The organism is Marinibacterium sp. SX1 (assembly GCF_050389775.1).
In the GTDB taxonomy this organism is placed as follows: Bacteria; Pseudomonadota; Alphaproteobacteria; order Rhodobacterales; family Rhodobacteraceae; genus Marinibacterium.
This window is the reverse complement of record NZ_CP177144.1, coordinates 1,299,157-1,324,911: the sequence shown is the minus strand read 5'-3', so window position 1 is coordinate 1,324,911 and position 25,755 is coordinate 1,299,157. Positions and strand designations below refer to the sequence as shown.

Below are 25,755 nucleotides of genomic sequence, written 5' to 3'. Positions count from 1 at the left end.
TGCATTGCCCTTGGGGCAAGTGTCTTGCATGCTGGGCCAACGGCAGGGGGCGCAATTACCGCGTGATCCCCGTTCTGGCCCCTGCCCGTATCATGATTGCTCGGAGACAGACGAATGCCGGATTATGCCCTCAGCGGCCAGGACCTGAAACGACACATCAAGTATGCAAAGGAAAAGGCCCTCCCCTTTGCGTATAATCCCGGGGCGGGGAAGGAAGCGGATTACTTCGCCCTGCATCGCAAGCGGTCGGCCGAACAGCTGGGCAAGGCGGCCAAGGCCGACGGGCCCGGGGCCAAGGCGGCCTTTGGCATGGCCAGCGTCGACGGCAAGGTGCTGGAACTGCGCTGTGAAAAGGTCGTGGCGGGGATGGCCCGCAAGCTCAAGCAGCATCTCAAGACCAACCGGCTGTCGATGAACGTGCGGATCATGGATGCCGAAGGCAACGTGCTGGAAGAGGACATCGAGGACCTGGCCGACGATCCCGATCTGTTCGGCGATGACGGCGACACCGGCGACCGGACGGGGGATGAGACGGGGGACCAAACCGGGGACGATACGGGCCAGGACACCGGGGATGACACGGGGAACGACACGGGCGACAAGACCGGCGACGACAGCCCCACGCCCGAGACCACCGGCGAACAGCCCGAAAGCCCGCCGCGCGAGGACCCCGCCGAGGTGGTCGCGGCACTGAAGAACCTGAAACCCCAGATCGACACGGCGCCCGAACCGGCCAGGGCCAAGCTGGCCGATGCGCTGGCGCGGGCGGTCGAGCTGGTCAAGGCCGGCAACCTGGCCGCGGCGCGCGACATGGTGACCAAGCTGGAAGCCGCCGCGGCACGGGTGGCCAGCCAGCCGCAGCCCGATCAATCGGGTGATCAGACGACCGGCCAGCCCGACATGCAAACGGGCGATCAGGGTGACGACCGACTGGCCCGGCTGGTGGCCATGGCCAAGGCGGTCAAGGCGGCGATCGACAGCGCCCAGGCCCCGGACGAGACGCGGGCCAAGCTGGTCACGGCCTACGAAGGCGGGGTGACCGCGCTGAAGGCCGGCCAGCTGGACCAGGCCGAAACCGTGCTGGACCGCATCACCGAGGCGCTGACCCGGCTGGGCATGGGCACAGATCCGATCCGCGATGCCAAGGCCGGCAAGAAGGGCGACAAGACCGAAACGGGCACAACCGCCCCGACGACGGGCGACCAGACCGGCCCCGACCAGACCGGCACAGACCAGACCGGGCAGGACCAGCCCGCCCCCGACCAGACCGTGGCCCCCGACACCGCGCCGCAGGATGACGGGCGGCTGGCCATGTTGCAGGACATGGCCGCCCAGGTGCGCAGCGCCATCGACGGGGCTCAGATCGCCGAGGATGCCCGGACCAAGCTGAACACCGCCCACCAGGCCGCGCTGACCGCCCTGGGCGGGGGCCAGCTGGACCAGGCCGAAACCGTGCTCGACCGGCTGACCGAAGCCCTGACCCGGCTGGGCATGGCCACCGATTCCATCCGCGACGTGAAGGCCGGCAAGGGTGACAAGACGGGCAAGGCGCCCGATCAGACCAGTGATCAGGCCCCCGATCGGACCGGCCAGCCGACCACCGGCGACCAGACCACCCAGGACCAGACAGGAGACCAGACGGGCGACGACAGCTTCGACAGCAAGGCCCACAACCTGCTCGACAAGGTCGAGACCCTGCGCACCCGGCTGGTCACGCGCTTCGGCATGGATATCCAGGTGCCGCTCGAAGAACGGCTGGACCAGGCCGTCGAGGACCTCAAGAACGGCATCCATTCCAGCGCCGGCCCGGCCATGACCTTTGTCAACGAGGCCATCCGCCTGCAGGATGCCATCGACGCCATGACCCCGGATTACGCCCGGGCGGCGGCGACCGGGGCGGTCGAGGATGTCCAGCGCATGCGCATCCTATTCGAATCGGCCGTCGAACTGGTCGTCGGGCCCGACCATGCCAAGGCCTGGGCCTATCTCGACCAGGTTCAGCAGCTGATCCAGGACGGGGCCGATGCCAATGTCGAGGCCTTCCTGGCCGACATTCCCGAAGACGCCCGGCCCTTTGCCATGTCGCGGCTCAACTGGACGGTGGCCCGGACCCGGATGAAAGGCGAGCTGGACAAGCTGCGCGACGCGATTTCGCGGGTGGTCAGCGGCGAGCCGGAATACCAGGAGATCCTCGACAACCTGGGCGAGCTCTATACCCATATCGACGGGCTGGACCTGCGCCTGGCCGAAAAGCTGGATGCCATCGTCAATGCCGATCCCGGGCCCGAACGCGACACGCGCAAGGCCGAGGCCCGGACCGTGCTGCGCGAATACCAGGCCGAGCTGACCGCGCCGTTCTTCCAGGATGTCGACGGGTCCAACGGCTTTGCCAATGTCGCCGTGGCCTCGACGGCCCGCGACGCGCTCGGCGATATCGACCGGGTGCTCGCCGCCTGACCCGCCCCCGCGCGGTCGCGACGGACCGTCGGAATGCAAGACAAGGGCGTGGCCGGTGCGACCGGCCCGCCCTGCCCGTTATCTGATCCTCCCCTGCCTGCGGTCGGACCGCACCATCGGGACACACGACAAGGGCTCGGCCGGTGCGAATGGCCCACCCTGCCTGTCACCTGATCGGCCCTGTTTGCTCCGGTCGGACCGCACCATCGGGACACAGGACAAACGCTCGGCCGGTGCGAATGGCCCGCCCTGCCCGTCACCTGCCCCCCTGTTTACGCCGGGCGGGCCGCACCATCGGGACACAAGGCAATCGCTCGGCCGGTGCGACCGGGCCACCCCGTCCGGCGACACCAACGGCCAGCGCCCCGAAGCCGGCGTACCTTAGCCGGCGTCGCCCTCCGTGGCCTCCGCGCCGGCCGGCGTGATGCCAAGGGCCTGCCCTCCCAGCGCGCGAAAGGCCCGCTGGCGGCAGGACAGCACGATGATCTGCAAGCCCTCGGCCCGGCGGGTCAGCGCGTCGAACATCTGCTCGATCCGGTCGTCGTCGGTATAGACGATGGCATCGTCCAGGATCACCGGCGCCGGGGTGCCGCGCCGGGCCAGCAGGTTGGCAAAGGCCAGCCGCACCAGCAGCGAGACCTGTTCGCGCGTGCCCCCGGACAGCACCGCCAGGTCCTCTTCGACCGACCGCCGGGTCAGCCGGGTGATCATGCCCGTCTCGGCGTCGATCTCGGGCTCGGCATCGGGCCAGAGCATGCGCAAGAGGGGCAGCAGCTCGGCATGGACCGGTTTGACATAGGCCTCGCGGGCCTCGGCCTGGGCGGCCTGCAGGGCATCGCGCAGGCGCAGGTTGACGGCCAGCTCGAACTCGATGGCCTCCAGCCGCGCCCGCGCCGCGTCGCGCCGGTCGGCGACCAGGGCCAGCTCTTCCTCGGGCGCTTCGCTGGCCGTGACCCGGATGCGCGCATCCAGCCCGGCCAGCTGCTCGCGCAGCCGGCCTTCCTCGGCCCGGGCATTGTCGATGACCGACCGCGCCCGGGTCAGGGCCGTCTGGCAGGCTTCGAGATCGGGCGCATCGGCGCTCAGCCGGTCGACCTCGGCCCGGGCATCGGCCAGCTGGCCGGACAGGGTGGCCCGGGTTTCGGCCCATTCGGCCAGGGTCTCGGCCGGTGTTTCGTGGGCCGACAGGGCCGCGGCGGCCCGGGCCAGGCGATCCTCGCCGCGCTGGCGGGCGCGGGCGGCGGTGTCGGCCGTGGCCCGCGCGGTGTCAAAAAGGGCCTCGGCCGCGCTGAGCGCCTCGCGGGCGGCCTGCAGGGCCAGGGCGGCGGTGGCCTCGTCGGCCTCGGCGGTGGCCCGGTCGGGCAGGTCGGGATCGGGGTCGGGCGCCCCGGGCAAGGCGGCCAGGGCGCTGCGCAGGGCCGGCAGGCCATCGGGCGCCAGGGCGGCCAGCCCGGCCCGGGCGTCGCGCAGATCGGCCGTCAGCGCCTCGGCCCGCTGGCGCGAGGCCCGTGCCCCGGCCAGGTCACCATGGCCCGACGCCTGCAAGGCCGCCGCGCGCGCGGCCTCGGCCCGGGCCAGGTCGTCGCCGGTGCCCCGGGCGCCCGGGGTGATGTCGATCCGGCCCAGCCCCGCCACATGCAGCGCCGCGCCGTCGGGCAGCGGATGGGCCACACCCGGGGCAACCGGGGCGCCGTCGCGGGTCAGCGCCAGGGTCGCATCGGGATCGGGGGTAAAGGTGAAGGCCGCGGCGGTGGCATCGCGGGTGCGCCGGGCCAGGGTCAGGGCCCGGTCGGCCTCGATCAGCGCCTCCAGCGCGGGGGCGGAGATTTCACCGGCAATGCCGGCTTCCAGCGTTTCGATATCGCTGCGCAGGGCCTCGGCCCGGGTGATCCGCGCCTCCAGCTCGGCGCGTTGGGCCAGCGCGGCCTGCGCCGCCTCGGCCTGCAGGGCCCGGCGGGTCAGGGCCGCGCAATGATCGGCCCGGGCCTGTGCCTCGGCCTGGGTCCGGCGGGCGCTGTCACGGCCCGCTTGCGCCCGGGCCAGGCCGGCGGCCGCCTGGCTGTCGGCGGCCTGCGCGGCCTGTGCCGCCGTCTCGGCCTCACCCTGTTCGGCCAGGGCTGCGCGCAGGGTCTCGATCTGCTGATCCAGCCGTTCGACGGCGCCCGATTGCTCGCGCAGACGGGCGCGGGCCAGGTCGACCTGGCCGCTGCGTTCGCGGGCATGGGCCAGCGCGGCCTCGGCCGTGGCCAGCCTCTCGGTGCGATCGCGCAACTGGTCGGGATCCTGCAGATCGGCCAGGGCGGCGCGGGCAGCAGCACGTCGGGCCAGGTCATCGGCAAGGGCGGTGACCCGCGCGGTCAGCGTGGCATGTTCCGCATCCAGAGCCTCGCATTCGGCCCGCGCCCGGGCCAGCCCGCCACCGGCCTTGTCGCGCCCCGTGGATGTCAGATGTGCGGCCAGCACCTCTTCGCAGGCGGCCAGGGCGGATTTCATCCGCTGGCCGCCGGTCATGGCCTCGACCTCGCCGGCCACGGATTCCAGGATGTTGCGCCGGGCGGTTTCCTCGCCGGCCTCGCCGCCCATCTCGACCAGCCCCTGCCGGACCCACAACAGCCCCGCCGGCCCGCCATCGCCCGGCGCGCCGATCAGGCCGGCCAGGCGCGTCTCGGCCTCTTCGCCCTGGGCCACCAGCGTGTCATCGCGCCACAGCCGGGCCGATTTGCGCGACGCCGAGCGGCTCCAGCACTTGCTCAGCCGCCAGGCCGCGTCTTCGGCGCGAAAGGTCACGGTGACCGCCGGATCGCCGCCGACCCGGGGCACCAGCGCCTGGATCGGCTTGCCGAAGGACCGGTGCGATTGAAAGAACACGGCCTGCAGGGCATCGAAGAAGGTCGACTTGCCCGTCTCGTTGGGTGCCGACAGCACGTTCAGCCCCGGGCCGATTCCCGCGATGGCCACGGGATCGGTGAAGCGGCGGACATTGTCCAGGGTGACCGAGGTGATCTGCATCGGCTCAGCCCTCCCGCACCAGCGACCACAGCCGGTTGAGCGCGGCCTGGGCGACATCGGCCCGCGCCTCGGCCGGGCCCTCGCCCGCGGCCTCGGCGCGCAGGGCATCGGCCGCCCGGCGCAGCGCCCCGCCCGAGGCGATCAGGTCGAGATCGTCGGGGGCATATTCGGTGCGCAACCCGGCGGTGCGCAGCTGAAAGAAGGCGTGATCAGGGGCGGCCTGGGCCGCGGCGTCTTCCAGCGCGCCGCGGGCGGCCATGCCGAGAAAGCCTCCGGCCTCGATGCGCAGCAGCTGGTCGCGCCGGGCGGCCCGGTCGGGATCGAGCAGGGCGTCAAAGGCGGCGACGGCATCGGATTGCGGGGTCAGGTCCAGCGCCGGGGCCGACCAGTGGAACCGCCCGGTCTCGACCGGGGTGACCTGCGGCGGGGCACCCGGCCCGGGCAGCACGACCGACAGGCAGCTGCCCCGGCCGGCATGGCGGAACCGGTCGCTTTCGGGCGTGCCGCTGAACCAGGTCCGGTCGTTGATGCTCAGCTGGCCATGCCAGTCGCCCAGGGCCAGGTAGTCAAGCCCGGCGCGCGTGGCCCGGTCGGGGGCAATCACCGGCGCGCTGTCGAAATCCTCGCCAAAGGACGTCACCCCGCCATGGGCCAGGCCCAGGCGCAGCGCGCCCTCGGGCGTGGCCTGGCTATCCATCGGGGCGGTCAGGTCCATTCCGGGGAACTGGCGGGCCAGCGGCGCGGGCAGCAGCCAGGCGCCGGGCGCGATCTCGACCGGCTCGGGCCCGGTCAGCAGGTGGACACGCGGCCCGGCCTCGGCGCGAAACAGCCGCCACAGCTCTTCGCCCTGCAGGTTGTCATGGTTGCCCGGCAGCACCCACCAGGTCAGATCTTCGGCCGCGGCCATGGCCCGAGCGGCCTGGCGGCGCACGCCTTCGGACGGGCCGGTGGTGTCAAAAGTGTCGCCGGCCAGCAGGATATGCCCGGCCCCGGCCGCGCGGGCGGCGCCGGCCAGGCGAGCGATGACCTCGTGCCGGGCCTCGATCAGCCGGCCGCGCAGGTCTTCGGCCATGGTGCCAAAGCCCTTGCCCAGATGCAGATCCGACGAATGGATGAACCGGAATTCCATGGCTGCGCCCCTGCCCTGCCCGTTGATTTCGCCTGTCTTCCTGCCCGGTAGGCAGGCGGCCGGCGGCGATCGCCCCGTTCGGGGTCGGGCGCATTGGAACAGGACCGGGCACAAACCGCCAGCCCTCAAATCGCGCGGCCGTCGCGGGGCATCCGCCACCGGGCACCGGCGCGGTCAATCAAAGGCGTGGTCGGGCAACGCCGCGGTCAGGCGGCGGCACAGATCGGCCCGGCCCGGTCAGTCCGAGCAATCAGGCCGGGACAAGCGGGCCCGGCCGCGTGTCACAAGCGATCAGGCCGGGGCAGCACCCCGCGCGGCCCGGGGATATTCGGCCAGGAAGTCCTGCAACGTGGCATACAGCACCCGGGCCTCATCCACCCGTCCGGCGCCCAAGGCCAGGCGCATGTCCTTGCAGATCATTTCGCACACGGCTTCCGCGCCCCTGTGCATGTGCATCAGGTAATCGCCCATCATCACCGCCGCGATATCGGCCAGGTGGCGGCTGTCGCCCAGCAACACGACCTGGTCGCGGCTCAGCCCGGTGATCTCGACGCTGTCCTCGATCGAACCCATAGCCTGTCCTCCCTCGTCCTTCGGCACAGGATGCAGAAATGTAGCACGATTCTGCCCCGTCAATGTGACCGTGGGCGCTATCAGCGGTAACCTGCCGCAGGCAGACCGCGCCGCTCCCCCGGCCTGCCTGCGCCTCTCAGACCACGATGGACGACAGCACGATGAAGGACGCGCAGAACCATTTCACCCGGGCCTGGCCGACCAGCGACAGCACGTAGGGCGCCAGGAACCCGCCCAGCAAGGCCCCCGGCGCGACCAGCAGGCCGGTGGCCACATCGGCCGGCAGGGCAAAGCCCGTCGCCAGTTCCACCGACAGGACCGAGACCGATGTCACGATGACCGCCAGCCCGATGGCATCGCTGCCCCTTGCCCCGCGCAGCAACAGGTAGACGGCCAGCAATTCCCCCACCCCGATCGAGATCCAGCCCAGGAAGAACCCGCCGGCCACGCCGATGACCAGCAGAAAGATCCCGTCACGCGCGAAGGTGATGCGCCGGGCCTCGGCATCGGGCTTGGGCAGGATCTCGGAGGCCACGATCAGCGCGACCAGCGACAGCGAGATGGCCTTGAAGATGGTCTTGAGCGGCAGGTCCGGGCGCAGCCCGCCTTCGGTGGCCAGCCAGGCCGTGACAACGGCCGGCACGACGGTCAGGCCGACGACCATGCGGTAACAGCCGTTGCCCAGCCCCTCGGGATGCAGCCGCCGGCGCTGACGCCTTCGCGCCAGGTAGGTCATGGCGCCCATGGTCATGCCGAAGCTCTGGATGATCAGCGACGTCCCGACGATGCCCGCCGGGTCCAGCCCCATGCGGTCAAAGGCCGGCACAAAGACGATGCCCCCGCCGATGCCCGTCGAATTGGCGACCAGTGCGCCACCCACGCCGATCAGGGGCAGCCACCAGTTGACCCCGAGGGCCAGCAGCCCCGGCCCGGCCAGGATCAGCCCGACAAGGCAGGCGACAAGCACGATTCGCCCGACGCCGTAGACCCCCGCGCCCGGGCCGGCCCCGCCCAGGCGCAAACGGCCTGCTCCGCCATTGTCGTCTGAAATCATTCGGTTAAATCCCGTTCCCAGAAATTGGCCCCGAAACCGGTGGACCCGCAATGAAATACACGCCCGGCGGATGTATCGGCCCGCCGCGGGCTCAAGCACAATAAGATCATGCTGCCCCTGCGGCAATCGGCCTGCGGAACAGGCGGGTCACGGGCCAGGCCCCGGCCCGAATGCTGCCCGTTTCAATAGAATCTTGCGCAAAAAACTTGCCCCCCGGTATATTGACCCTGGGTAAATTCAACCCTGCCGCCCACTGGCCCGGCCAATTCAGACCGGCCTGGGTGGGACATGACCGGGTCTCGCCCAGCGGGGCCGCCATTTCGGGAGCTTGATTGAATGACGCGCATTGCCATCATTGGAAATGGCCTCGCCGGGCGACTTGGCGCCCTTTATTTCGCCCGCCAGATTCCGGGTGCCGAGATCACGCTGGTCGATCCGGAAAACCCCGACAAGCCGATCGTCGGCGAAAGCACCGTCGAGGTCACGGCGCAATTCATGAAATCGCTCGGGCTGGGCACCTACCTGGAAGAAAACCACAAGCACAAGTACGGGCTGACCTATTACTTCAAGCTGCCGCAGGATGCCGACGACCCCGACGCGCCGGAATACATCCTGCACGAGGCCCCCGGCGTGGTGCGCCTGCCGGCCTACAACCTCAACCGCCATCTCTTCGATGCCGAGCTGAAGCGGCGCATGGCGCCCCACGTGACCCAGATCACCGGCAAGGTGACCGACGTGGCCTTTGGCGACGGGCCGGGCGCGCAGGTGGTCGAGGTCACCACCAATGACGGCGGGATGCGCCGGATCGAGGCCGACCACGTCGTCGATTGTTCCGGCCGGGCGCGGGTGCTGACCAAGAAGATGGGGCTGGAGATGGATCCGCCCTCGCAACGTTCCAGCTACTGGTTCCGCCTGTCGGGTTTCGACCGGTCGATCCTGACCGGGCTGAAACTGGTGAAACCCAAGCACCATTGCTACGACAGCTATTACGTGACCCACCATTTCTACGGCAAGGGCTACTGGATCTGGATCATCCCGATGACCAGCGAGGATGGCCAGGACATGGTCAGCATCGGCATCACCTATCGCTCGGACGTCTCCGGCGAGAAGGCGATGAACATGGACAGGATGCTGGACATCCTCGACCGCGATCACCCCAAGGTCGCCGCCCTGATCCGCACCGGCCACAAGGTCGATGAAGCGCGGTATTTCAACTATCTCTACGAGGCCAGCCAATATTACGATCCCAGGGGCCGCTGGTTCATGCTGGGCGACAGCGCCTTTGCCTTTGATCCGGCCAACAGTTTCGGCATTGCCTATCTCGGCCACCAGGTGCCGCAGATCACCTCGATGATCCTCAAGGCGCGCAAGGGCATGCTCAGCCCCGATTACGTGATGGCCATGGAAGGCCATGTGAAATCGCAGCTGACCGTGCAGGACCAGCTCTCGAAGCGCTACGAGGTCATGCACGACCCGATCAAGATGGCCTGGACGCTGGTGTTCAACAACATGGCCTATTTCCACATCCTGCTGCCCGATTTCATCTCGGGGGCCTTCCTGAACGCGGGCGTGGCCAAGCGGTTGTCGATGGTTCTGAAACGGATGCCGGCGATGAAACAGGGGCCGGCCTATCCCTTCCCGATGATCCTGGACAAGCTGGCCATGACCGACGATGCCGGTGAGATCATCCGCCGGGCGCCGGCCTTCTACGACAAGGCGATCCCGTTCAACTATTACCGGCCCGACGACATCAACCGCGGCCGGCTGGCGGGGGGCTATTTCTACAAGCGGGCCTGGATGCGCAACAAGGCGCTGAAGCTGCTGCGCTGGTGGTCAGAGCCGTCGCTCTACGGGCTGGCGGCCAAGGGCTACCTGGCCTCGCTGGGCGATCTGCTGGTGGCCGGGCTGCTGACCCTGCGGCCGAAAGCCTACGAGCGGGTGACGTCGAAAACGCCCGAGCTGGCCTCGGCCTTCGATCCGCCGTCCAGCTTCCTGTTCCCGCCCCGGCCGGGCGAGATGGCCGCGCCCATGGCCGACACGGCCGAGGCGGTTGAGGCCGGGGACACCGTCAAGAAGCCCATGCCCGCCGAAGCGGCCGTGGCCTGACCCGTCTGTCCCGGAAATGGGACAGGCCGGGGGTCAATGCGGGAATGTCCCGGAAATGGGACAGGGCGAAGGGCAAGGCGGACGTGGTCCGGGCATCGGACAGGACGAAGGCAATGCGGGAGTGTCCTGAACATCGGACACAGCGGGGACAATGCGGGAGTGTCTCGAACTTCGGGCACGACGAAGGCAATGCGGCAGTGTCCCGAACATCGGAAACGGCGGAGACAACGCCGGAGTGTCCAGAACTTCGGAAACGGTAGAGGCAATGCAGGAGCGTCCCGGGCTTCCGAAACGTCAGAGGGCAATGCTGGATGGCCCAGAATACGGACCGCAGAGGGAGTATCCCGAAAATGGGACACAGCGCGGTCCAAGCCGGAATGTCCCACATGTGAGACACATGAACGGGGCGCGCAGATCCTCCACGCGCCCCGTTTTCTTTGAAGAAAACGCTGTCCCGCCCTATTCCGCCGCTTCGGCGTAATCGGTCATCGGCGGGCAGGTACATGTCAGGTTGCGGTCGCCCCAGACATTGTCCACGCGATTGACCGGCGGCCAGTACTTGTCGACCCGGAACGCCCCCGGCGGGAAACACCCTGTCTCACGGCTGTAGGGCCTGTCCCAGTCCCGGACGAGGTCTTCCATCGTGTGCGGCGCGTTCTTCAGCGGGTTGTTCTCGGCGTCGATCTCGCCCTTTTCGACCTGGGCGATCTCGTCGCGGATCGCCAGCATGGCATCGCAGAACCGGTCCAGCTCGGCCTTGGTCTCGGATTCGGTCGGTTCGACCATCAGCGTGCCGGCCACGGGCCAGCTCATTGTCGGCGCGTGGAACCCGCAATCCATCAACCGCTTGGCAATGTCGTCGACGGTCACATGGGCCGAGGTCGCAAAGGGCCGGGTATCGAGGATGCATTCATGCGCCACCCGCCCCGTCGGCCCCTTGTAGAGCACGTCATAGGCCCCCTCCAACCGCTTGGCCACGTAATTGGCGTTCAGGATCGCCACCCGCGTCGCCTGGGTCAGGCCTTCGCCGCCCATCATCAGGCAATAGGCCCAGGAGATCGGCAGCAGCGACGGCGAGCCAAACGGCGCGGCCGACACGGCGCCTGTCCCACTTACGGGATCGCCGGGCAGATGTGGGACAAGATGGTCCTTCACCCCGATCGGGCCCATGCCGGGGCCGCCCCCGCCATGCGGGATGCAGAAGGTCTTGTGCAGGTTCAGGTGGCTGACATCTCCGCCCAGGTCCCCGGGCCGTGACAGGCCGACCATGGCATTCATGTTGGCCCCATCGATATAGACCTGGCCGCCATGGTCATGCACGATCCTGCAGACCTCGGTCACCGTTTCCTCGAACACGCCATGGGTCGAGGGATAGGTGATCATGCACCCGGCCAGCTCGGCCGCATGCTGTTCCGCCTTGGCCCGGAAATCGTCGAGGTCGATATCGCCGTTGTCGGCCGATTTCACCGGCACGACCTTCCAGCCGACCATCTGCGCCGAGGCCGGGTTGGTGCCATGGGCCGACATCGGGATCAGGCAGACATTGCGGTGCCCCTGGCCATTGGCCCGGTGATAGGCCGCGATGGTCAGCAGCCCGGCATATTCCCCCTGGGCGCCCGAATTGGGCTGCATCGAAAACGCCGCATAGCCGGTGATCTCGCAGAGCTTGGCCGACAGATCGTCGATCATCACCCGGTAGCCCTCGGCCTGGTCGGCCGGCGCATAGGGATGGATCAGCGAGAATTCGGCCCAGCTGACGGGCATCATCTCGGCGGCCGAGTTCAGCTTCATCGTGCACGACCCCAGCGGGATCATCGCCCGGTCCAGCGCCAGGTCGCGGTCGGCCAGCCGGCGCATGTAGCGCATCATCTCGGTCTCGGCCCGGTTCATGTGAAAGACCGGATGCGTCAGGTAATCCGAGCTGCGCAGCAGCGTGTCGGGCATGCGGTATTCGGCCGTCAGGTCCGGCTCGCGGTCGGTGATGCCGAAGGCCCGCCAGACCTGCTTCAGGGTCTCGGGCCGGGTGCTTTCATCCAGCGAGATGCCCACCCGGGTCGTGCCGACCTTGCGCAGGTTCACACCTTCGTCCACGGCCGATTTCATCACTGCCGCCTGCAACGGCCCGACATCCACGGTGATCGTGTCGAAGAAATCCGCCGGCTCGACGCGGAACCCGGCCTCTTCCAGCCCGCGGGCCAGCCGCACGGTCTTGCGGTGGATCCGCTGGGCAATGGCCTTGAGCCCCTCGGGCCCGTGGAACACGGCGTAGAACCCGGCCATCACGGCCAGCAGGGCCTGGGCGGTGCAGACGTTGGACGTGGCCTTTTCGCGGCGGATATGCTGTTCGCGGGTCTGCAGCGACAGGCGATAGGCGCGGTTGCCATGGCTGTCGACCGACACGCCGACGATGCGCCCGGGCATCGAGCGGGCGTTCTTTTCGCGGGTGGCCATGTAGGCGGCATGGGGCCCGCCATAGCCCACCGGCACGCCGAAACGCTGGGTCGAGCCCACGGCAATGTCGGCGCCCATCGCGCCCGGTTCTTTCAGCAGGGTCAGCGCCAGGAGGTCGGCGGCCATGACCGCCACGGCCTTGGCCGCGTGCAGGGCGGCGATCTGGTCGGTGAAATCGCGCAGGTGGCCATGGGTGCCGGGATACTGGAAGATCGCCCCGAAGACCGCTTCGGGATCAAGATCCTCGGGCGCGCCGACGATGATCTCGATGCCCAGCGGCGCGGCGCGGGTCTGCATCACGGTGATGTTCTGCGGGTGGCAATTCTCGTCGACGAAAAACGCCCGGGCCTTCGACTTGGCGATCCGCTGGGCCATGGTCATGGCCTCGGCACAGGCCGTGGCCTCGTCGAGCAGCGAGGCATTGGCGATGTCCAGCCCGGTCAGGTCGGACACCATGGTCTGGTAGTTGATCAGCGCTTCCAGCCGGCCCTGGGCGATCTCGGGCTGATAGGGCGTATAGGCCGTGTACCAGGCCGGGTTTTCCAGGATGTTGCGCTGGATCGCCGGGGGCGTGACCGTGCCGTAATAGCCCTGGCCGATCAGCGAGGTCAGAATGCGGTTGCGCCCGGCCGTCTCGCGCATGTGGTGCAGCAATTCGCGTTCCGACTTGGGCTTGCCGAAATCCAGCGGCGCGGCCTGGCGGATGCCCCGGGGCACGGTTTCGTCGATCAGCGTGTCGAGGTCGGGCGCGCCGATCAGGGCCAGCATCTCGGCCATCTCGGCCGGCGACGGCCCGATATGCCGCCGGTTGGCGAAATCGTAGGGCAGGTAATCTGTCGGTGTGAAGGACATCGGGTGGTGCTCCGTCACGCGATCATGGCCCTGTAGGCCGCTTCGTCCATGTGTCCGTCCATCTGTGCCGGATCCGCCGGGCGGATCTTGAAGAACCAGCCGTTGCCCAGCGGGTCTTCGTTGACCAGCGCGGGGTTGTCGGCCAGGGCCTCGTTGACCTCGGTGATCTCGCCGTCGAGCGGGGCGCAGATGTCCGAGGCGGCCTTGACGCTTTCGATCACGACGATCTCTTCATCCTTGGTCACGGTCGTGCCGACTTCGGGCAGTTCGACAAAGACCAGGTCGCCCAGCTGTTCGGTTGCGTGTTCGGTGATGCCGACCACGACGATGTCGTCTTCGGGGCGGAGCCATTCGTGTTCTTCGGTGAATTTCATGCCTGTGCCTCCACTGGCTTGCGTTTGAAACGGGCGGGAACAAAAGGAAGCGCGGCCACGGTGACGGGCACCCGGCGGCCGCGCAATTCGCCGTAGACAACGGTGCCTGCGGCGGTGAATTCGGTGGGCAGGTAGCCCATGGCCACGGGGGCCTCGACGCTGGGGCCGAAGCCGCCCGAGGTGATCCGGCCGATGGGCGCGCCGCCCTCGGCCTGGGCGAACAGCTCGACGCCTTCGCGCATCGGCGCGCGGCCTTCGGGGCGCAGGCCGACGCGCAGCCGTTCGGCGCCATTGGCCAGTTGGCGCAGAATGACCCCGGCCCCGGCAAAGCCGCCTTCGCGGGTGCCCCCGCGCCGGCGCACCCGCTGGATGGCCCAGCCCAGGGCGGCCTCGGCCGGGGTGGTCAGGGTGTCGATGTCATGGCCGTAAAGGCACAGCCCGGCTTCCAGGCGCAGCGAATCCCGGGCGCCCAGGCCGATCGGTTCGACATCGTCATCGGCCAGCAGCCGGCGGGCCAGGCCTTCGGCCGCGGCCTCGGGCACCGAGATCTCGTAGCCATCCTCGCCGGTATAGCCCGAGCGCGACACCCAGGCCTCGACCCCGTCGAGATCCAGCGTGGCCACGTCCATGAAGGCCATGTCGGCCGCCCGCGGGTCCAGCCCGGCCAGCACCCGTTCGGCGGCCGGCCCCTGCAGGGCCAGCAGGGCGCGATCGGTGATCGGCGTCACGGTGACCTGCGGTTCGAGCGTCCTGAGATGGGCGATATCGGCCGCCTTGCAGGCCGCGTTGACCACCAGGAACAGGTGATCGCCCCGGTTGGCCAGCATCAGGTCGTCGCTGATGCCACCGTCATCGCGGGTGAAGAGCCCATAGCGCTGGCGGTTTTCCTTCAGGCCCAGCACGTCGACGGGCACCAGCCGTTCCAGCGCCGTGGCGGCGGTGGCCAGGTCGGGGCCGGTCACGATGACCTGGCCCATGTGGCTGACATCGAACAGCCCGGCCTTCTCGCGGGTGTGCAGGTGTTCCTTCATCACGCCCAGCTTGTATTGCACCGGCATCTCGTAGCCGGCAAAGGGCACCATCCGGGCGCCCAGCTCGACATGAAGATCATGCAATGGTGTCTGTTCCAGATCCGACACGTATCCCCCTTCAACTTCGTTTCCCAAGAAGCCGATGACACGGGTCAGCATCATGCGGCACCACATTTGCGCGCCGCCCCCGGCGCGCGTGATGCCCCCTCTGTCCTGGTGCCTGAGAACGTTATCCCTTCGGCGGATGCCTGGCGCATCACTCTCCAGAGTTCCTGTGTCGTCGCGCCGGTCCTGCAGCCTGAGAGTTTACCGGGGCGTTTGCTCCTTCGGCACCGGATTGACCGGTTCTCCCGTCGCGACGGTGCGGGTCGACATGTCCACCCGCACCTTGGTTGTAGACCGATGCATGCGGGGAAAGCAAAGGATTCTCTGCGGCTTGCGCGCCGGACTGCCGAAAGGTCAGCCAATATCGCCACTTGCGGCGGCAGTGCGGGCCATGGGCGGGTGCGATGCCCGCCGATTGCCGCGCATCGCCCGCCGGGGCCATCCCCGTGCCTCGCGGCGCCCTGCGCAGCCCGCAACCGTCACGCCCTGCGCAATGTCCGTCCCAACGCAGCTCGTCGTGCGTTCCCGCACGCCTCGCCGGGGACCCGCGGGCGCATGGCCGGACAACCCGACACCCTGCCGGGAGGGCCCGATTAGACCGCCCTACGCCTGTCAGGCCGGCAGCGGCAGGTCCAGACCGTCGGCCAGGTGATCGGCCAGCGTCTCGCCGGCATAGGCCCGGCGGAACAGCCCGGCCTCGGCCAGGCGCGGCACCAGCTCGTCCAGTGTCAGTTCCATCGACCGGGCCGAGCCGCCGGGCACGGCGATGAAACCGTCGATCGCCCCGGCCTCGAACCAGCGGTTGATCTCAGCGCAGGCATCCTCGACCGTGCCGATCACCTGCCAGTGGATCGCGGCCAGCGTCTCGGGCCGGTTCAGCAGCTCGCCCAGGGTCGGGCTGTCGGCGGCGATCAGCTGCATCAGCCGGGCATATTGCGCCCGCGCCCGGGGCGGCGCGGCCAGGTCGGCCGGGGTGATCGGCCGGTCTTCGGGCCAATCGGCCAGGTCCAGCCCGGTCGCCGTTTCCAGCCGTTCGATCCGCTGCGCCCGCGTGACCCGGACATGGGTCTGCATGAAAAGATCGCGCGCCTCGGCCCGGGTCCTGCCCAGGTAGAGGCTGAGCCCCGGCAAGAGCCGCACGGCCCGGGGATCGCGCCGGTGGGCCGTGGCCCGGGCGGTCAGCTGGCGGCGGGTGTCGAGGGCCGTGCCGATATCGGGCGTCAGGCCAAAGACCATGTCGGCCATGCGCCCGGCCAGGTCGATGCCCCGGGCCGAAGCACCGGCCTGCATCAGCGGGATCGGCGGGCCGGGATATTGCGGCACGTTCAGCGGCCCCTTGACGTCAAACGCCGCCCCGCGATGGTCGATCGGCAGGATCATGTCGGTGTCGGCATAACGCCCGGCCGCCCGGTCGACCAGCAGCGCCCGCGAAGGAAAGCTCTCCCACAGCCGGGCGACGACCTGGGTGAATTCCTCGGCCCGGTCATAGCGCGCCTCGGACGAAGGCATCTCGGCCAGGCCGAAATTCTCGTGGCCCTGCAAGGCGGTGACCACGTTCCACCCGGCTCGGCCCTTGCTGAGCCAATGCAGCGACATCATCTGGCGGGCGGCGGTATAGGGATGCGAAAAGGTCGTCGAGATCGTCGTGACCATGCCGATGCGCCGGGTCTCGCGCACCAGGGCGGCCATCAGCAGCGTCGGATCGACCGAGGAAAAGCCAAAGCTCTGGTCCAGCGGCGCGACGGGCAGCACGCTGGTATCGGGGCGGAATACGAAATCGAGATGCGCCGCCTCGGCCCGCCGGGCGATGTCGAGGGCGAAATCGGCGGAATAGAGCCCTTCGATCCCGCTGTCGGGCGCGCGCCAGCCTTCGCCGCTGAGCCAGGTCGGGGCCAGGGACATGCCGATGCACATTCTGGGTCGCAGCTTCATCGCCCTGCCTTTCGGTGGGTGGCCCAAACCGGGCCGTCATCGTTCAAGGGACATGTCGCCGCCGGCCGGCCCCGCGCGGGGACCGGCCGGCGGCTGGATCAGAAGGTGCCGCGGATGCCGATGCCGAACATGCGCGGGGTGGTCAGGCTGGCCTGGGTAAAGACCGAATCCCCCCGGTTCGACTGCAGCAGAACCGGCGTCACCTCGTTGAACACGTTGTTCACGTAGCCGTAGAGTTCGAGCCCGTCGCGGATGCGATAGCTGGCCCGCAGGTCGACCAGCGTATAGCCGTCGACCTCGTAGGCCGCGGTATTGGCCGCATCCGAGTAATAGCCGTCGACATAGCGGATATCGCCGCCCACGACGAACTGGTCGGTCACGCTCCAGTTGGCCCCCAGCGACGCCGTCACCCCCGGGGCGCTGGCAAAGGCATTGCCCTCGTAATCGGCGGCCGCCGAGAATTCGGTGAACTCGGTATGCATCAGGCCCAGCCCGGCATTCAGGCTCAGCCGGTCGGTCGGCATGTAGCTGGCCGACAGCTCCAACCCGTAGGATTGCGCCTCGTCGGCATTGATCGTGTGGATATAGGTGATGCCGTTGAGGGTCTGGGTGATGTTCTGCTGGGCGTTGGAATAATCCATGAAGAACAGGTTGCCCGACAGGAACAGCCGGTCACCCAGCAGGCTGGACCGCGCGAAAAGCTCGTAGTCCCAGACTGTCTCGGCCTCGAATTCCTCCCATTCCTTGGACGACACGAAATCCAGCGACACGCCGCCGGGGTTGTACCCCTTGGACACCAGCGCGCCGACCGTCAGGGCCGGGGAGACTTCGTAGGATAGCGACACCTTGGGCAGCAGCGCGTCAAAGGTCTGATCGTAATCGACATCGCTGTTGGCATAGGCGCTGGTCACGTCGCCGGTGCGCTTGATCTCGTCGCGCTGGTAACGCAGGCCGCCGGTCAGCATCCAGGCATCGGCAAAACGCCAGCTGAGCTCACCGAAGACGCCCAGGTTGTGCTTCTGGTCGTCAAAGGTCGAGGTGCCGGCCAGGTCCAGCGTCTCGTCCGTCGAGGTATAGGCCATGTAGATCCCGGCAAACCCGCTCAGCACGTCTTCGGGGGCGCCGTAGGACAGGATCAGCTCGTCGGTGTAATTCTCGACGTTCAGGTCGGCATCGCCGTAATTGTCGATGCCCACGCGCCGCTCGATATCCGAGAACGAGGCCTGCGTGGCATTGCTGAGCGCCCAGCCGTTGCCGAAATCGTAATCCACGTCGAGGATCACGGTGTCTGTCGTCTGCTCCCAGCCGGGCACCGTGGTGGCGATGGATTGCAGCTCGTCATAGGGCGGCGAGGCGCCTTCGACGCTGGGGCCGGCCATGTCGGAATGGCTGTAGGTCAGCTTGACCTGCAACCCGTCGATATCGGTGGGCACCCAGAGCAGCTTGGCCCGGGCGTTGAACGAGCTGAAATCCTGGCCGATGTCGTTCTGGGTGAAGTTGCTGCTGATGTAGTCGATATAGGTGTCGCGCCCCGAGTAATCGAGCGCCACCCGCGCGGCGACCTGGTCGCTCAGCGGGCCGGACCAGGCAAAGGACGCGCGCTTCTGGTTGTAATTGCCGTATTCCAGCCGATAGGCGCCTTCGCGGTAGAAGGTCGGGTCCTTGGTGTTGACGATGATCGCCCCGGCGATGGCATTGGCCCCCTGTGAGGTGGTCTGCGGCCCGCGGAAGACCTCGATGCTCTCGACATCCCAGATCGAGGTCGCGCCGTAGAAGAACTCGGAATAGTTCAGGTAATGGCCGTCGACATTGATGGTGGCACGCGGGACGGTGCCGGCAAAGAAGGCATTGGCCCCGGTGTGGGGGCCTTCGGAATTGACGCCCCGGATCGTCGGCGCGCTGACCGAGCCGGAATAGACCACGTTGGGCGTGCCCTCGATCATCTCCTGCACGTCGGATTTGCCGGGGCTTCTTTCGGTGATCTGTTCGGCGGTGGTCACATCGACCGAGCTGCCGGTTTCGGTGATGTCGCGCACCACCTTTTCGCCGGTCACGTAGATCGTGCCAAGAAATTCGCCATCGGTTTCAAAGGCATCCTGCGCGCGCGTGGCAGCGGGCAGGGCCGCAAGGGCGGCGGCGATGGTCAGCAGGCTTGCGCCTTGCCCCAGCCGCGCCCGTCTGGATTTGAGCATGTCATCCCCCGGGAAGAATAAAGGAGCATGCTGGCTGGGAATTGGCTGGCATCGTGCGTTCCGCATTCCATAACGCATTCCGCATGTCAATCACACCACGGGGCTTTCCCCTGCGGCTGGTGGCGCCTATTGTGTCCCCCGGGACACGGCCGGCCATCTGCCGGGCGCGGCGGCGTGCGGGCCGGACCTTGTGGCGGTGCCGCGCGGCAAGGTTCGGCATGTTGAGGTTCGGCAAGGCCCGGCAAGGAAGGAGACCCAGCCCTTGAAGGAATTCGAATCGTTTTCGCTGGAGGAGGCGAAGACAGACGCGGCGGACGGCCAGAAACGGTCCTCGACGATCCAGTCGATCTCGGTGGCGATGCGTGTGCTGACCATCCTGGCCTCGGCCGAACGGGCCCTGCCGCTGGTCGAGCTGGCCCGGCTGAGCCGGCTGGGGCGGTCCAGCGCCCATCGCTACATGCAGAGCCTGGTCAAGGAGGGGCTGGCCGTGCAGGACCCGGCCACCAGCCATTACGACCTGGGCCCGGCGGCGCTGAGCATCGGCATCGCCGCGCTGCGGCGGGTGGATGCGGTGGAAATGGCCGGCACCCAGATGAAGCAGCTGGCCCAGAGCCATGCGATGAGCAGCGGCGTGGCGATCTGGACGGACCGCGGCCCGACGCTGGTGCGCTGGTACAGAAGCGCGCATTTCTCGATCACCGCGCTGACGCTGGGCGACGTGCTGCCGGTCGACAACACGGCCTGCGGGCTGGTCTTTCAGGCCTTCCTGCCCCGCGCCCAGATCGAGGCCGCCCGGCGCATCCAGCCCGACCATTTCCGGGGCGATCCGCCGGCCCGCCAGGCCATCGAGGCGGTGCGGACCAGCGGCTGGGCCGAGCTGACCAGCCACCTGCTGTCGAACGTCACCGGCCAGGCCGCGGCGGTGCTCGATGCGCAGGGCGAACTGAGCTGCGTCGTGACCACGGTGACCGACATCGGCCAGCTGCGCAGCCCCGAGGATCGCTATGCCTTGCAGGAGGTGGCGCAGGTCCTGAACCGGGCGACCGGCGGGCTGAGCCAGCTGGGATAGGGCCGGGTTGACACGCGCGGAGGCCGGCGGCCGGGATATGATTGGTGGCCAGGGCGTGACCAGCGGCAAGGGCGCAACCGGCGGCTGGAGCGCAACAGAAGGTCCGGTCGTGACTGCCCGCCGGGGCGTAGCCGACAGCGCGTCGTACAGACGGCGCGATCAACGGCGGGCCTGCACGGCGGCGGAACAAATCGGCGTCCTCTGACCGGCGGCGAACTGGCGTCGGTGATCCCGACCGGCGGCAGGCGCCGAACCGGCGTCGGGGAACCCGACCCGGGCGAGGGCCTACCCCGCGCCGAACGATGCGCGCGGCCCGCGCGGGATGACCATCGGCCGGCCGGTCAGCGGGTCGGGCATGACAAGCGCATCCAGGTCAAAGACCCGGGCGATCAGGTCCTCGGTCACGATATCCTCCGGCGCGCCCCGGGCCACGACCGCCCCGTCGCGCATGGCAATGACGTGGCCGGCAAAGCGGAACGCCAGGTTCAGCTCGTGCAGGACGGCCACCACCGTTCGGCCCTGGCCGTTCAGCCGGGCCAGCAGGTCCAGCAGATCGACCTGGTGCACGATATCGAGATAGGTCGTCGGCTCGTCCAACAGCAGGATCGGCGTGTCCTGGGCCAGCACCATGGCAATCCAGACCCGCTGGCGCTGGCCGCCCGACAGGTCGGCCACGGCCCGGCCGGCCAGGTCGGCGATGCCCGTGGCGGACATGGCCTGTTCGACGGCCAGGGCGTCTTCGGGTGACCATTGGCGCAGGAAACTCTGGTGCGGGAAACGGCCCCGGGCGACCAGGTCGGCCACGGTGATGCCGTCCGGCGCGGCCGGCGATTGCGGCAACAGGCCCAGCCGGCGGGCGACCTCGCGCGAGGGCAGCGCATGGATATCCTTGCCGTCCAGCACGACCTGCCCGGCCTCGGCCGGCAACAGCCGGGTCAGCGCGCGCAGTAGGGTGGACTTGCCGCAGGCATTCGGCCCGACGATGGCCGTGAAGGCGCCATCGGGGATCGACAGCGACAGATCGCGCGAGATCACCCGCGCCTGGTAGCGCAGGGTCAGGCCCTGGGCAGACAGCCTCGCGGTCATGGCGCTCTCCTTGCTCGGCACATGGGCCCGTATTGCATTGCGGAACGCGCTCTGCAATATGGGCGCGAACCCGGACCCAGCCAGACGCCCGGGCGCCCCGCGCCCGCCGCCGCGCCACTTCCCCGATCCATCCGGGCGCCGCCCCGCGCGCCCCTGCCGGAAGAGCCCGACGATGCCCCCCTACCCCCGCCTGTCTCGCCTGTCCCGCCTGCCTGCCGCGCCCGGCCGCCGCCTTGTCCTGGGCACCACCCTGGCCGCGCTGGCCGCCCTGTCCCTGGCCCCCGCCGCCACGGCCGCCGATGGCGACTGGCCCCGCCGGATCGAACACGAGGCCGGCACGCTGGTGCTGGATGCCCCGCCGCAACGCGTGGTCTCGACCTCGCCCAGCCTGACCGGCACGCTGCTGGCCCTGGACGTGCCGCTGGTGGCCACCGCCGCCGCCACGCGCAGCCCGCTGACCGATGATGCCGGGTTCTTTCGGCAATGGGCCGAGATCGCCCATGACCGCGGGGTTGCCGTGCTCTACCCCAACCTGGCCTTCGATTTCGAAGCCCTGCTGATCCAGGATGCCGATCTTGTCGTGGCCTCGGCCTCGGGCGCCGACAGCATCCTGCCCCATGTCGCCGAGCTGCAGGCCATGGGCATCCCCGTCGCGGTCTTCGACTATGCCCGCAACGATTGGAAGGAACTGGCCCGCCAGATCGGCCGGGCCACGGGCCACGAAGCCCAGGCCCGGGACATGGCCCGCGATTTCACCGCCCGGGCCAAGGCCGCCGCGGCGCAGATGACCCGGCCCGAGGGCACGGCCAGCATCGTGGCCTACAATTTCGCGGGCAATTACGGGGTGTCCAAGCCGATCAGCGCCCAGGCCCGGGTGCTGGCCGAACTGGGCTTCGAGGTGACCGGCCTGCCCGAGGCCATGCGCGACCGGGTGATGCAATCGCGCGAATACGATTTCATCTCGCACGAGAACCTGCCCGGGGCGATCACCGGCGACAGCATCTTCCTGCTCAACGGCACGCCCGAGGCGGTCGAACGGTTCATGGCCGATCCGGTGCTGGCCAACCTGCCCGCCGTGCAGGCCGGGCAGGTCTATCCGCTGGGGCCGCTGTCCTTCCGGGTGGATTATTACTCGGGGCTGACGATCATCGAGACGCTGATGCCCTATTTCAGCGAATGATCCGGCGGCCCTCTGGCGCGCCTGCGCGGTCGGTTGCCCGGGGGCCGCTCGGCAGGCCCTGCCGCGCATCAGGCCCCGCCTTGATCTGCGATCCGTCCGGCACTCAGCCTTGTGACCCATCCGACCCCTTGCCCATGAGCCTCACGAACCTCACGCCGCCACGACCCGCCCGCCACGTAGCCTGCTCCGCCTTGTAACCCGACCCTAAGACCTGCCCGCCTGGCCCCTTTGCCCGTCCGCCCCCGAAACCCGTCCCCACCCCATGACCCGCGCCACCCCATGACCCGCTCTGCCCCACCCCTGCCGGCACGTCCAACCGCCGCACGGCCCGCCTCGGGGCCGGGGCTGGTGGCCGGGCTGGTGCTGCTGGCCCTGCTGATGGCCGCCAGCCTGGCCGTGGGCTCGCGCCCGACGGCCCCGGGCGATGTGGCCCGGGCGCTGACCGCCTTTGATCCGGCCAATGACGTGCACCTGATCGTGCGCGAGCTGCGCCTGCCGCGCAGCCTGCTGGCCGTGCTGGCCGGGGCTGGGCTGGGCCTGGCCGGGGCGGTGATGCAGGCCGTCACGCGCAACCCGCTGGCCGAGCCCGGCCTGCTGGGCGTCAACGCCGGGGCGGCCATGGCCGTGGTGCTGGGAGCCTCGGCCTTTGGGCTGACGGCGATCACGCAATATGTCTGGTTCGGCTTTGCCGGGGCCGGGCTGGCCGGGGCGGCCGTGTTCCTGCTGGGCCGGGCCCATGACAGCGGCACCGATCCGGTGCGCCTCGTGCTGGCCGGAGCCGGGTTGTCGATCGTGCTGGGCGCGGCGGTCAGCCTGGTCATCCTGAACGCCGCGCTGGACGTACTGGATGTCTTCCGCAGCTGGGGCGCCGGGGCGCTGGACGGGCGCGGCATGGCCGTGGCCGGTGTCATGGGCCTGGCGCTGATCACCGGCGGCGGGCTGGCCCTGGCGCTGGCCCCGGCGCTGAACGCCCTGGCCCTGGGCCGGGACAGCGGCCGGGCGCTGGGGCTGCGGCCAGGCCGGATCTGGGCGCTGGCCTGCCTGTCGGTCATGGTGCTGGCCGGAGCAGCCACGGCCACTGCCGGGCCGATCGCGCTGGTCGGGCTGGTCGCGCCGCACCTGGCGCGGGCCGTGGCCGGGCCGGACAACCGCATGATCCTGCCGCTCTCGGCGGTCTATGCCGCCGCGCTGCTGCTGGGCGCCGACATCCTGGGCCGGATCGTCGTGGCCCCCGACGAGATGGCCGCCGGCGTGGTGGCCACGGTGATCGGCGGGCCGTTCTTCATCCACGTGGTCCGGCGCGTCCGGCTGGCTCGGCTATGAGCGCCCGGCCCGCCCCCATCCCCGAACCGCCCGGTGGCCAGAAGGTGCTGCGCCGGGGCGGGATCAGCCTGTTGTGGCGCCCGCGCAGCCTGCGGGTCTGCCTTGTGCTGGGGCTGGCCCTGCTGGGCCTGGCCATCGTCCTGCTGGGCACCGGCACCATCCGCCTGTCGCCGGCCCAGGTGCTGGCCGGGCTGCTGGGCGATCCGGGCGAGCCGATGATCACCCGGGTGATCCAGCGCCTGCGCCTGCCCCGGGTGCTGACCGCCCTGCTGGTCGGCGCGGCGCTGGGGCTGGCCGGCGCGGCGTTCCAGTCGCTGTCGCGCAATGCGCTGGGGTCGCCCGACGTGATCGGCTTTACCACCGGGGCCGCGACCGGAGCGATCACGGCCATCATCCTGTTCCAGGCCACGCCGCTGCAGACCGCCCTGGCGGCCATCCTGTCGGGCATGGGCACGGCGCTGGCCGTGCTGCTGCTGGCCCGGCGCGGCGGCGGGGATACGGCGGCAGGGGGCGGCTATCGGCTGATCCTGGTGGGCATCGGCGCCGGGGCGATCCTGGGCGGGGTCAACACCGGGCTGATGCTGAAAGGCGGGCTGGACCAGGTCATGGCCGCTCAGGTCTGGCTGGCCGGATCGCTGAACGGGCGGAGCTGGGCCCATGTCTGGCCGGCCCTGGCCGGGCTGGTTGTCTTCGCCCCGATCCTGCTGGCCCAGTCGCGCCGGCTGAGCCTGTTGGAAATGGGCGCCGACACGGCCCGCCAGCTGGGCGTGCGGGTGGGCGCCACGCGGTTGTGGGTGGTGCTGGCGGCGGTCGGGCTGACCTCGGTGGCCACGGCGGCCACCGGGCCGGTGGCCTTCATCGCGCTGGCCGGGCCGCAGATCGCCCGGCGCCTGACCCGGGCGCCCGGGGTGCCGATGGTGGCCGGGGCGATGACGGGAGCCTTGCTGCTGATGGCCGCCGACCTGCTGGGCCAGGCCGCGCCGCTGGCGCTGAACCTGCCGGTCGGGCTGACCACGGGCTTTCTCGGCGGGCTGTACCTGATCGTCGTGCTGTTGGGCGACGGCCGGCGGCGTTAGGCCCGGTCCGGCAGGGTGACGATGATCGGCTTGCCGCCGGTGGCCACGACGGTGTGTTCGTATTGCACGACCTCGGCCCGCGGCTCGGCCACGAGGGTCCAGCCGTCGCCGGTCTCGGTGGCCCAGAGCCCGCCGCGCGACAGGAAGGGCTCGACCGTCAGAACCAACCCGCGGGTGATCCGCCGGCGGTCGCCATTGTCGGGCCAGGTGGCGATTTCCTGGGGGTATTCATGCAGCGCCCGGCCGATGCCATGGCTGGCCAGGTTGCGCACCAGGCTATAGCCCCGCCTGGCGGCAAACCGGCCGATGGCCTGGCCGATGCCCGACAGTGGCCGGCCGGCGCGGACCTGGGCGATGCCGATCTGCATGGCCTGGCGCCCGTCGCGGCACAGCCGGTCCTGGCCAAGGCGCTGCGGCGGCAGGCGAAAGCTGGCCCCGGTATCGGCAAAGAACCCGTTCTTCGAGGCCGAGACATCGATGTTGACCAGGTCGCCGGGCGCCAGAACGCGGGCGCCGGGGATGCCGTGAGCGATCTCTTCGTTGACGCTGATGCAGGTCGCGCCGGGAAAGCCATAGGTGCTTTCGGGAGCCGACACCGCCCCGTCGCGGTCCAGCAGGCGGCGGCCGATGGCATCCAGCTCGGCCGTGGTCATGCCCGGCCGGGCCGCGGTGGACATGGCCTGCAGCGTGTTGGCCACGATCCGGCCGATGTGTTTCAGCCCGTCGAGCTCGTCTTCCTGGGTGATGGTCATCTGG

Annotated in this window: 17 protein-coding genes and 1 riboswitch; of the genes, 6 read left to right on the top strand and 11 right to left on the bottom strand. The window is 69.4% G+C overall.

Annotated elements, in window-relative coordinates:
• The first annotated feature begins 114 nt into the window (after nt 1-114).
• Nucleotides 115-2,457, top strand: coding sequence for a hypothetical protein (locus tag ACK3BB_RS05865; protein ID WP_428927793.1), 2,343 nt, complete (start codon nt 115-117; stop codon nt 2,455-2,457).
• Between the two features lie 381 nt (nt 2,458-2,838).
• Here the strand turns inward: ACK3BB_RS05865 and ACK3BB_RS05860 are convergent, their stop codons facing one another.
• The 4 genes from ACK3BB_RS05860 to ACK3BB_RS05845 form a co-directional block, all read right to left on the bottom strand.
• Complete coding sequence (locus tag ACK3BB_RS05860; protein WP_428927792.1) at nt 2,839-5,466, bottom strand: AAA family ATPase; 2,628 nt, start codon at nt 5,464-5,466, stop codon at nt 2,839-2,841.
• A gap of 4 nt (nt 5,467-5,470) precedes the next feature.
• Nucleotides 5,471-6,595, bottom strand: coding sequence for a metallophosphoesterase family protein (locus ACK3BB_RS05855; RefSeq protein WP_428927791.1), 1,125 nt, complete (start codon nt 6,593-6,595; stop codon nt 5,471-5,473).
• A 291-nt stretch (nt 6,596-6,886) separates the two neighbouring features.
• On the bottom strand, nt 6,887-7,168 hold the full coding sequence (locus ACK3BB_RS05850; RefSeq protein ID WP_428927790.1) for a hypothetical protein: 282 nt from the start codon (nt 7,166-7,168) through the stop codon (nt 6,887-6,889).
• 136 nt (nt 7,169-7,304) lie between these two features.
• Nucleotides 7,305-8,222 carry a TSUP family transporter gene (locus ACK3BB_RS05845; protein WP_428927789.1) on the bottom strand — a complete coding sequence of 306 codons (918 nt, stop codon included), beginning with the start codon at nt 8,220-8,222 and terminating at the stop codon, nt 7,305-7,307.
• 336 nt (nt 8,223-8,558) lie between these two features.
• Between ACK3BB_RS05845 and ACK3BB_RS05840 the strand changes: the two genes are divergently transcribed.
• Nucleotides 8,559-10,328, top strand: coding sequence for an NAD(P)/FAD-dependent oxidoreductase (locus tag ACK3BB_RS05840; protein ID WP_428927788.1), 1,770 nt, complete (start codon nt 8,559-8,561; stop codon nt 10,326-10,328).
• A 459-nt stretch (nt 10,329-10,787) separates the two neighbouring features.
• Here ACK3BB_RS05840 and gcvP read toward each other — a convergent pair whose 3' ends face one another.
• From gcvP to ACK3BB_RS05815, 5 genes are all read right to left on the bottom strand, one after another.
• Nucleotides 10,788-13,631 (bottom strand): aminomethyl-transferring glycine dehydrogenase, encoded by a 2,844-nt coding sequence (gcvP, locus tag ACK3BB_RS05835; RefSeq protein ID WP_428927787.1) that lies wholly within the window; start codon nt 13,629-13,631, stop codon nt 10,788-10,790.
• Between the two features lie 14 nt (nt 13,632-13,645).
• Nucleotides 13,646-14,005 (bottom strand): glycine cleavage system protein GcvH, encoded by a 360-nt coding sequence (gene gcvH / locus ACK3BB_RS05830; protein WP_428927786.1) that lies wholly within the window; start codon nt 14,003-14,005, stop codon nt 13,646-13,648.
• On the bottom strand, nt 14,002-15,144 hold the full coding sequence (gene gcvT, locus ACK3BB_RS05825; protein ID WP_428927785.1) for a glycine cleavage system aminomethyltransferase GcvT: 1,143 nt from the start codon (nt 15,142-15,144) through the stop codon (nt 14,002-14,004). The genes gcvH and gcvT overlap by 4 nt, the downstream gene beginning before the upstream one ends.
• A 168-nt stretch (nt 15,145-15,312) precedes the next feature.
• Nucleotides 15,313-15,399, bottom strand: a riboswitch (glycine riboswitch).
• 354 nt (nt 15,400-15,753) lie between these two features.
• On the bottom strand, nt 15,754-17,043 hold the full coding sequence (locus ACK3BB_RS05820; RefSeq protein WP_428927784.1) for an NtaA/DmoA family FMN-dependent monooxygenase: 1,290 nt from the start codon (nt 17,041-17,043) through the stop codon (nt 15,754-15,756).
• A gap of 128 nt (nt 17,044-17,171) precedes the next feature.
• The gene (locus tag ACK3BB_RS05815) at nt 17,172-19,265 is read right to left on the bottom strand and encodes a TonB-dependent receptor (RefSeq protein ID WP_428927783.1); all 2,094 of its coding nucleotides are present in this window, start codon (nt 19,263-19,265) and stop codon (nt 17,172-17,174) included.
• A 262-nt stretch (nt 19,266-19,527) separates the two neighbouring features.
• On the opposite strand from ACK3BB_RS05815, the gene ACK3BB_RS05810 reads away from it, so the two are divergent.
• Entirely contained in the window at nt 19,528-20,334 is an 807-nt protein-coding gene (locus ACK3BB_RS05810) for an IclR family transcriptional regulator (protein WP_428927782.1), read from the top strand.
• Nucleotides 20,335-20,619: 285 nt separating this feature from the next.
• Here the strand turns inward: ACK3BB_RS05810 and ACK3BB_RS05805 are convergent, their stop codons facing one another.
• Nucleotides 20,620-21,420 carry an ABC transporter ATP-binding protein gene (locus ACK3BB_RS05805; protein WP_428927781.1) on the bottom strand — a complete coding sequence of 267 codons (801 nt, stop codon included), beginning with the start codon at nt 21,418-21,420 and terminating at the stop codon, nt 20,620-20,622.
• A gap of 172 nt (nt 21,421-21,592) precedes the next feature.
• Here ACK3BB_RS05805 and fepB point away from each other — a divergent pair, with 172 nt between their 5' ends.
• The 3 genes from fepB (at nt 21,593) to ACK3BB_RS05790 (ending at nt 24,999) form a co-directional block, all read left to right on the top strand.
• Nucleotides 21,593-22,600 carry a Fe2+-enterobactin ABC transporter substrate-binding protein gene (fepB, locus tag ACK3BB_RS05800; protein ID WP_428927780.1) on the top strand — a complete coding sequence of 336 codons (1,008 nt, stop codon included), beginning with the start codon at nt 21,593-21,595 and terminating at the stop codon, nt 22,598-22,600.
• Between the two features lie 279 nt (nt 22,601-22,879).
• Nucleotides 22,880-23,923: a FecCD family ABC transporter permease gene (locus ACK3BB_RS05795; RefSeq protein ID WP_428927779.1), complete on the top strand. Its 1,044-nt coding sequence runs from the start codon at nt 22,880-22,882 to the stop codon at nt 23,921-23,923.
• Nucleotides 23,920-24,999, top strand: coding sequence for a FecCD family ABC transporter permease (locus tag ACK3BB_RS05790; RefSeq protein WP_428927778.1), 1,080 nt, complete (start codon nt 23,920-23,922; stop codon nt 24,997-24,999). Before ACK3BB_RS05795 ends, ACK3BB_RS05790 begins: the two co-directional genes overlap by 4 nt.
• Here ACK3BB_RS05790 and map read toward each other — a convergent pair.
• On the bottom strand, nt 24,996-25,751 hold the full coding sequence (gene map / locus ACK3BB_RS05785; RefSeq protein ID WP_428927777.1) for a type I methionyl aminopeptidase: 756 nt from the start codon (nt 25,749-25,751) through the stop codon (nt 24,996-24,998). The genes ACK3BB_RS05790 and map overlap by 4 nt on opposite strands.
• Nucleotides 25,752-25,755 lie beyond the last annotated feature (4 nt).

Coding starts and splice junctions, on each gene's coding strand:
- ACK3BB_RS05855 (WP_428927791.1), bottom strand. CDS start 6,595: ATGGAATTCCGGTTCATCCATTCGTCGGATCTGCATCTGGGCAAGGGC.
- ACK3BB_RS05865 (WP_428927793.1), top strand. CDS start 115: ATGCCGGATTATGCCCTCAGCGGCCAGGACCTGAAACGACACATCAAG.
- gcvH (WP_428927786.1), bottom strand. CDS start 14,005: ATGAAATTCACCGAAGAACACGAATGGCTCCGCCCCGAAGACGACATC.
- ACK3BB_RS05850 (WP_428927790.1), bottom strand. CDS start 7,168: ATGGGTTCGATCGAGGACAGCGTCGAGATCACCGGGCTGAGCCGCGAC.
- map (WP_428927777.1), bottom strand. CDS start 25,751: ATGACCATCACCCAGGAAGACGAGCTCGACGGGCTGAAACACATCGGC.
- ACK3BB_RS05805 (WP_428927781.1), bottom strand. CDS start 21,420: ATGACCGCGAGGCTGTCTGCCCAGGGCCTGACCCTGCGCTACCAGGCG.
- ACK3BB_RS05815 (WP_428927783.1), bottom strand. CDS start 19,265: ATGCTCAAATCCAGACGGGCGCGGCTGGGGCAAGGCGCAAGCCTGCTG.
- ACK3BB_RS05790 (WP_428927778.1), top strand. CDS start 23,920: ATGAGCGCCCGGCCCGCCCCCATCCCCGAACCGCCCGGTGGCCAGAAG.
- ACK3BB_RS05795 (WP_428927779.1), top strand. CDS start 22,880: ATGACCCGCTCTGCCCCACCCCTGCCGGCACGTCCAACCGCCGCACGG.
- ACK3BB_RS05860 (WP_428927792.1), bottom strand. CDS start 5,466: ATGCAGATCACCTCGGTCACCCTGGACAATGTCCGCCGCTTCACCGAT.
- ACK3BB_RS05840 (WP_428927788.1), top strand. CDS start 8,559: ATGACGCGCATTGCCATCATTGGAAATGGCCTCGCCGGGCGACTTGGC.
- fepB (WP_428927780.1), top strand. CDS start 21,593: ATGCCCCCCTACCCCCGCCTGTCTCGCCTGTCCCGCCTGCCTGCCGCG.
- ACK3BB_RS05820 (WP_428927784.1), bottom strand. CDS start 17,043: ATGTCCCTGGCCCCGACCTGGCTCAGCGGCGAAGGCTGGCGCGCGCCC.
- ACK3BB_RS05845 (WP_428927789.1), bottom strand. CDS start 8,222: ATGATTTCAGACGACAATGGCGGAGCAGGCCGTTTGCGCCTGGGCGGG.
- gcvP (WP_428927787.1), bottom strand. CDS start 13,631: ATGTCCTTCACACCGACAGATTACCTGCCCTACGATTTCGCCAACCGG.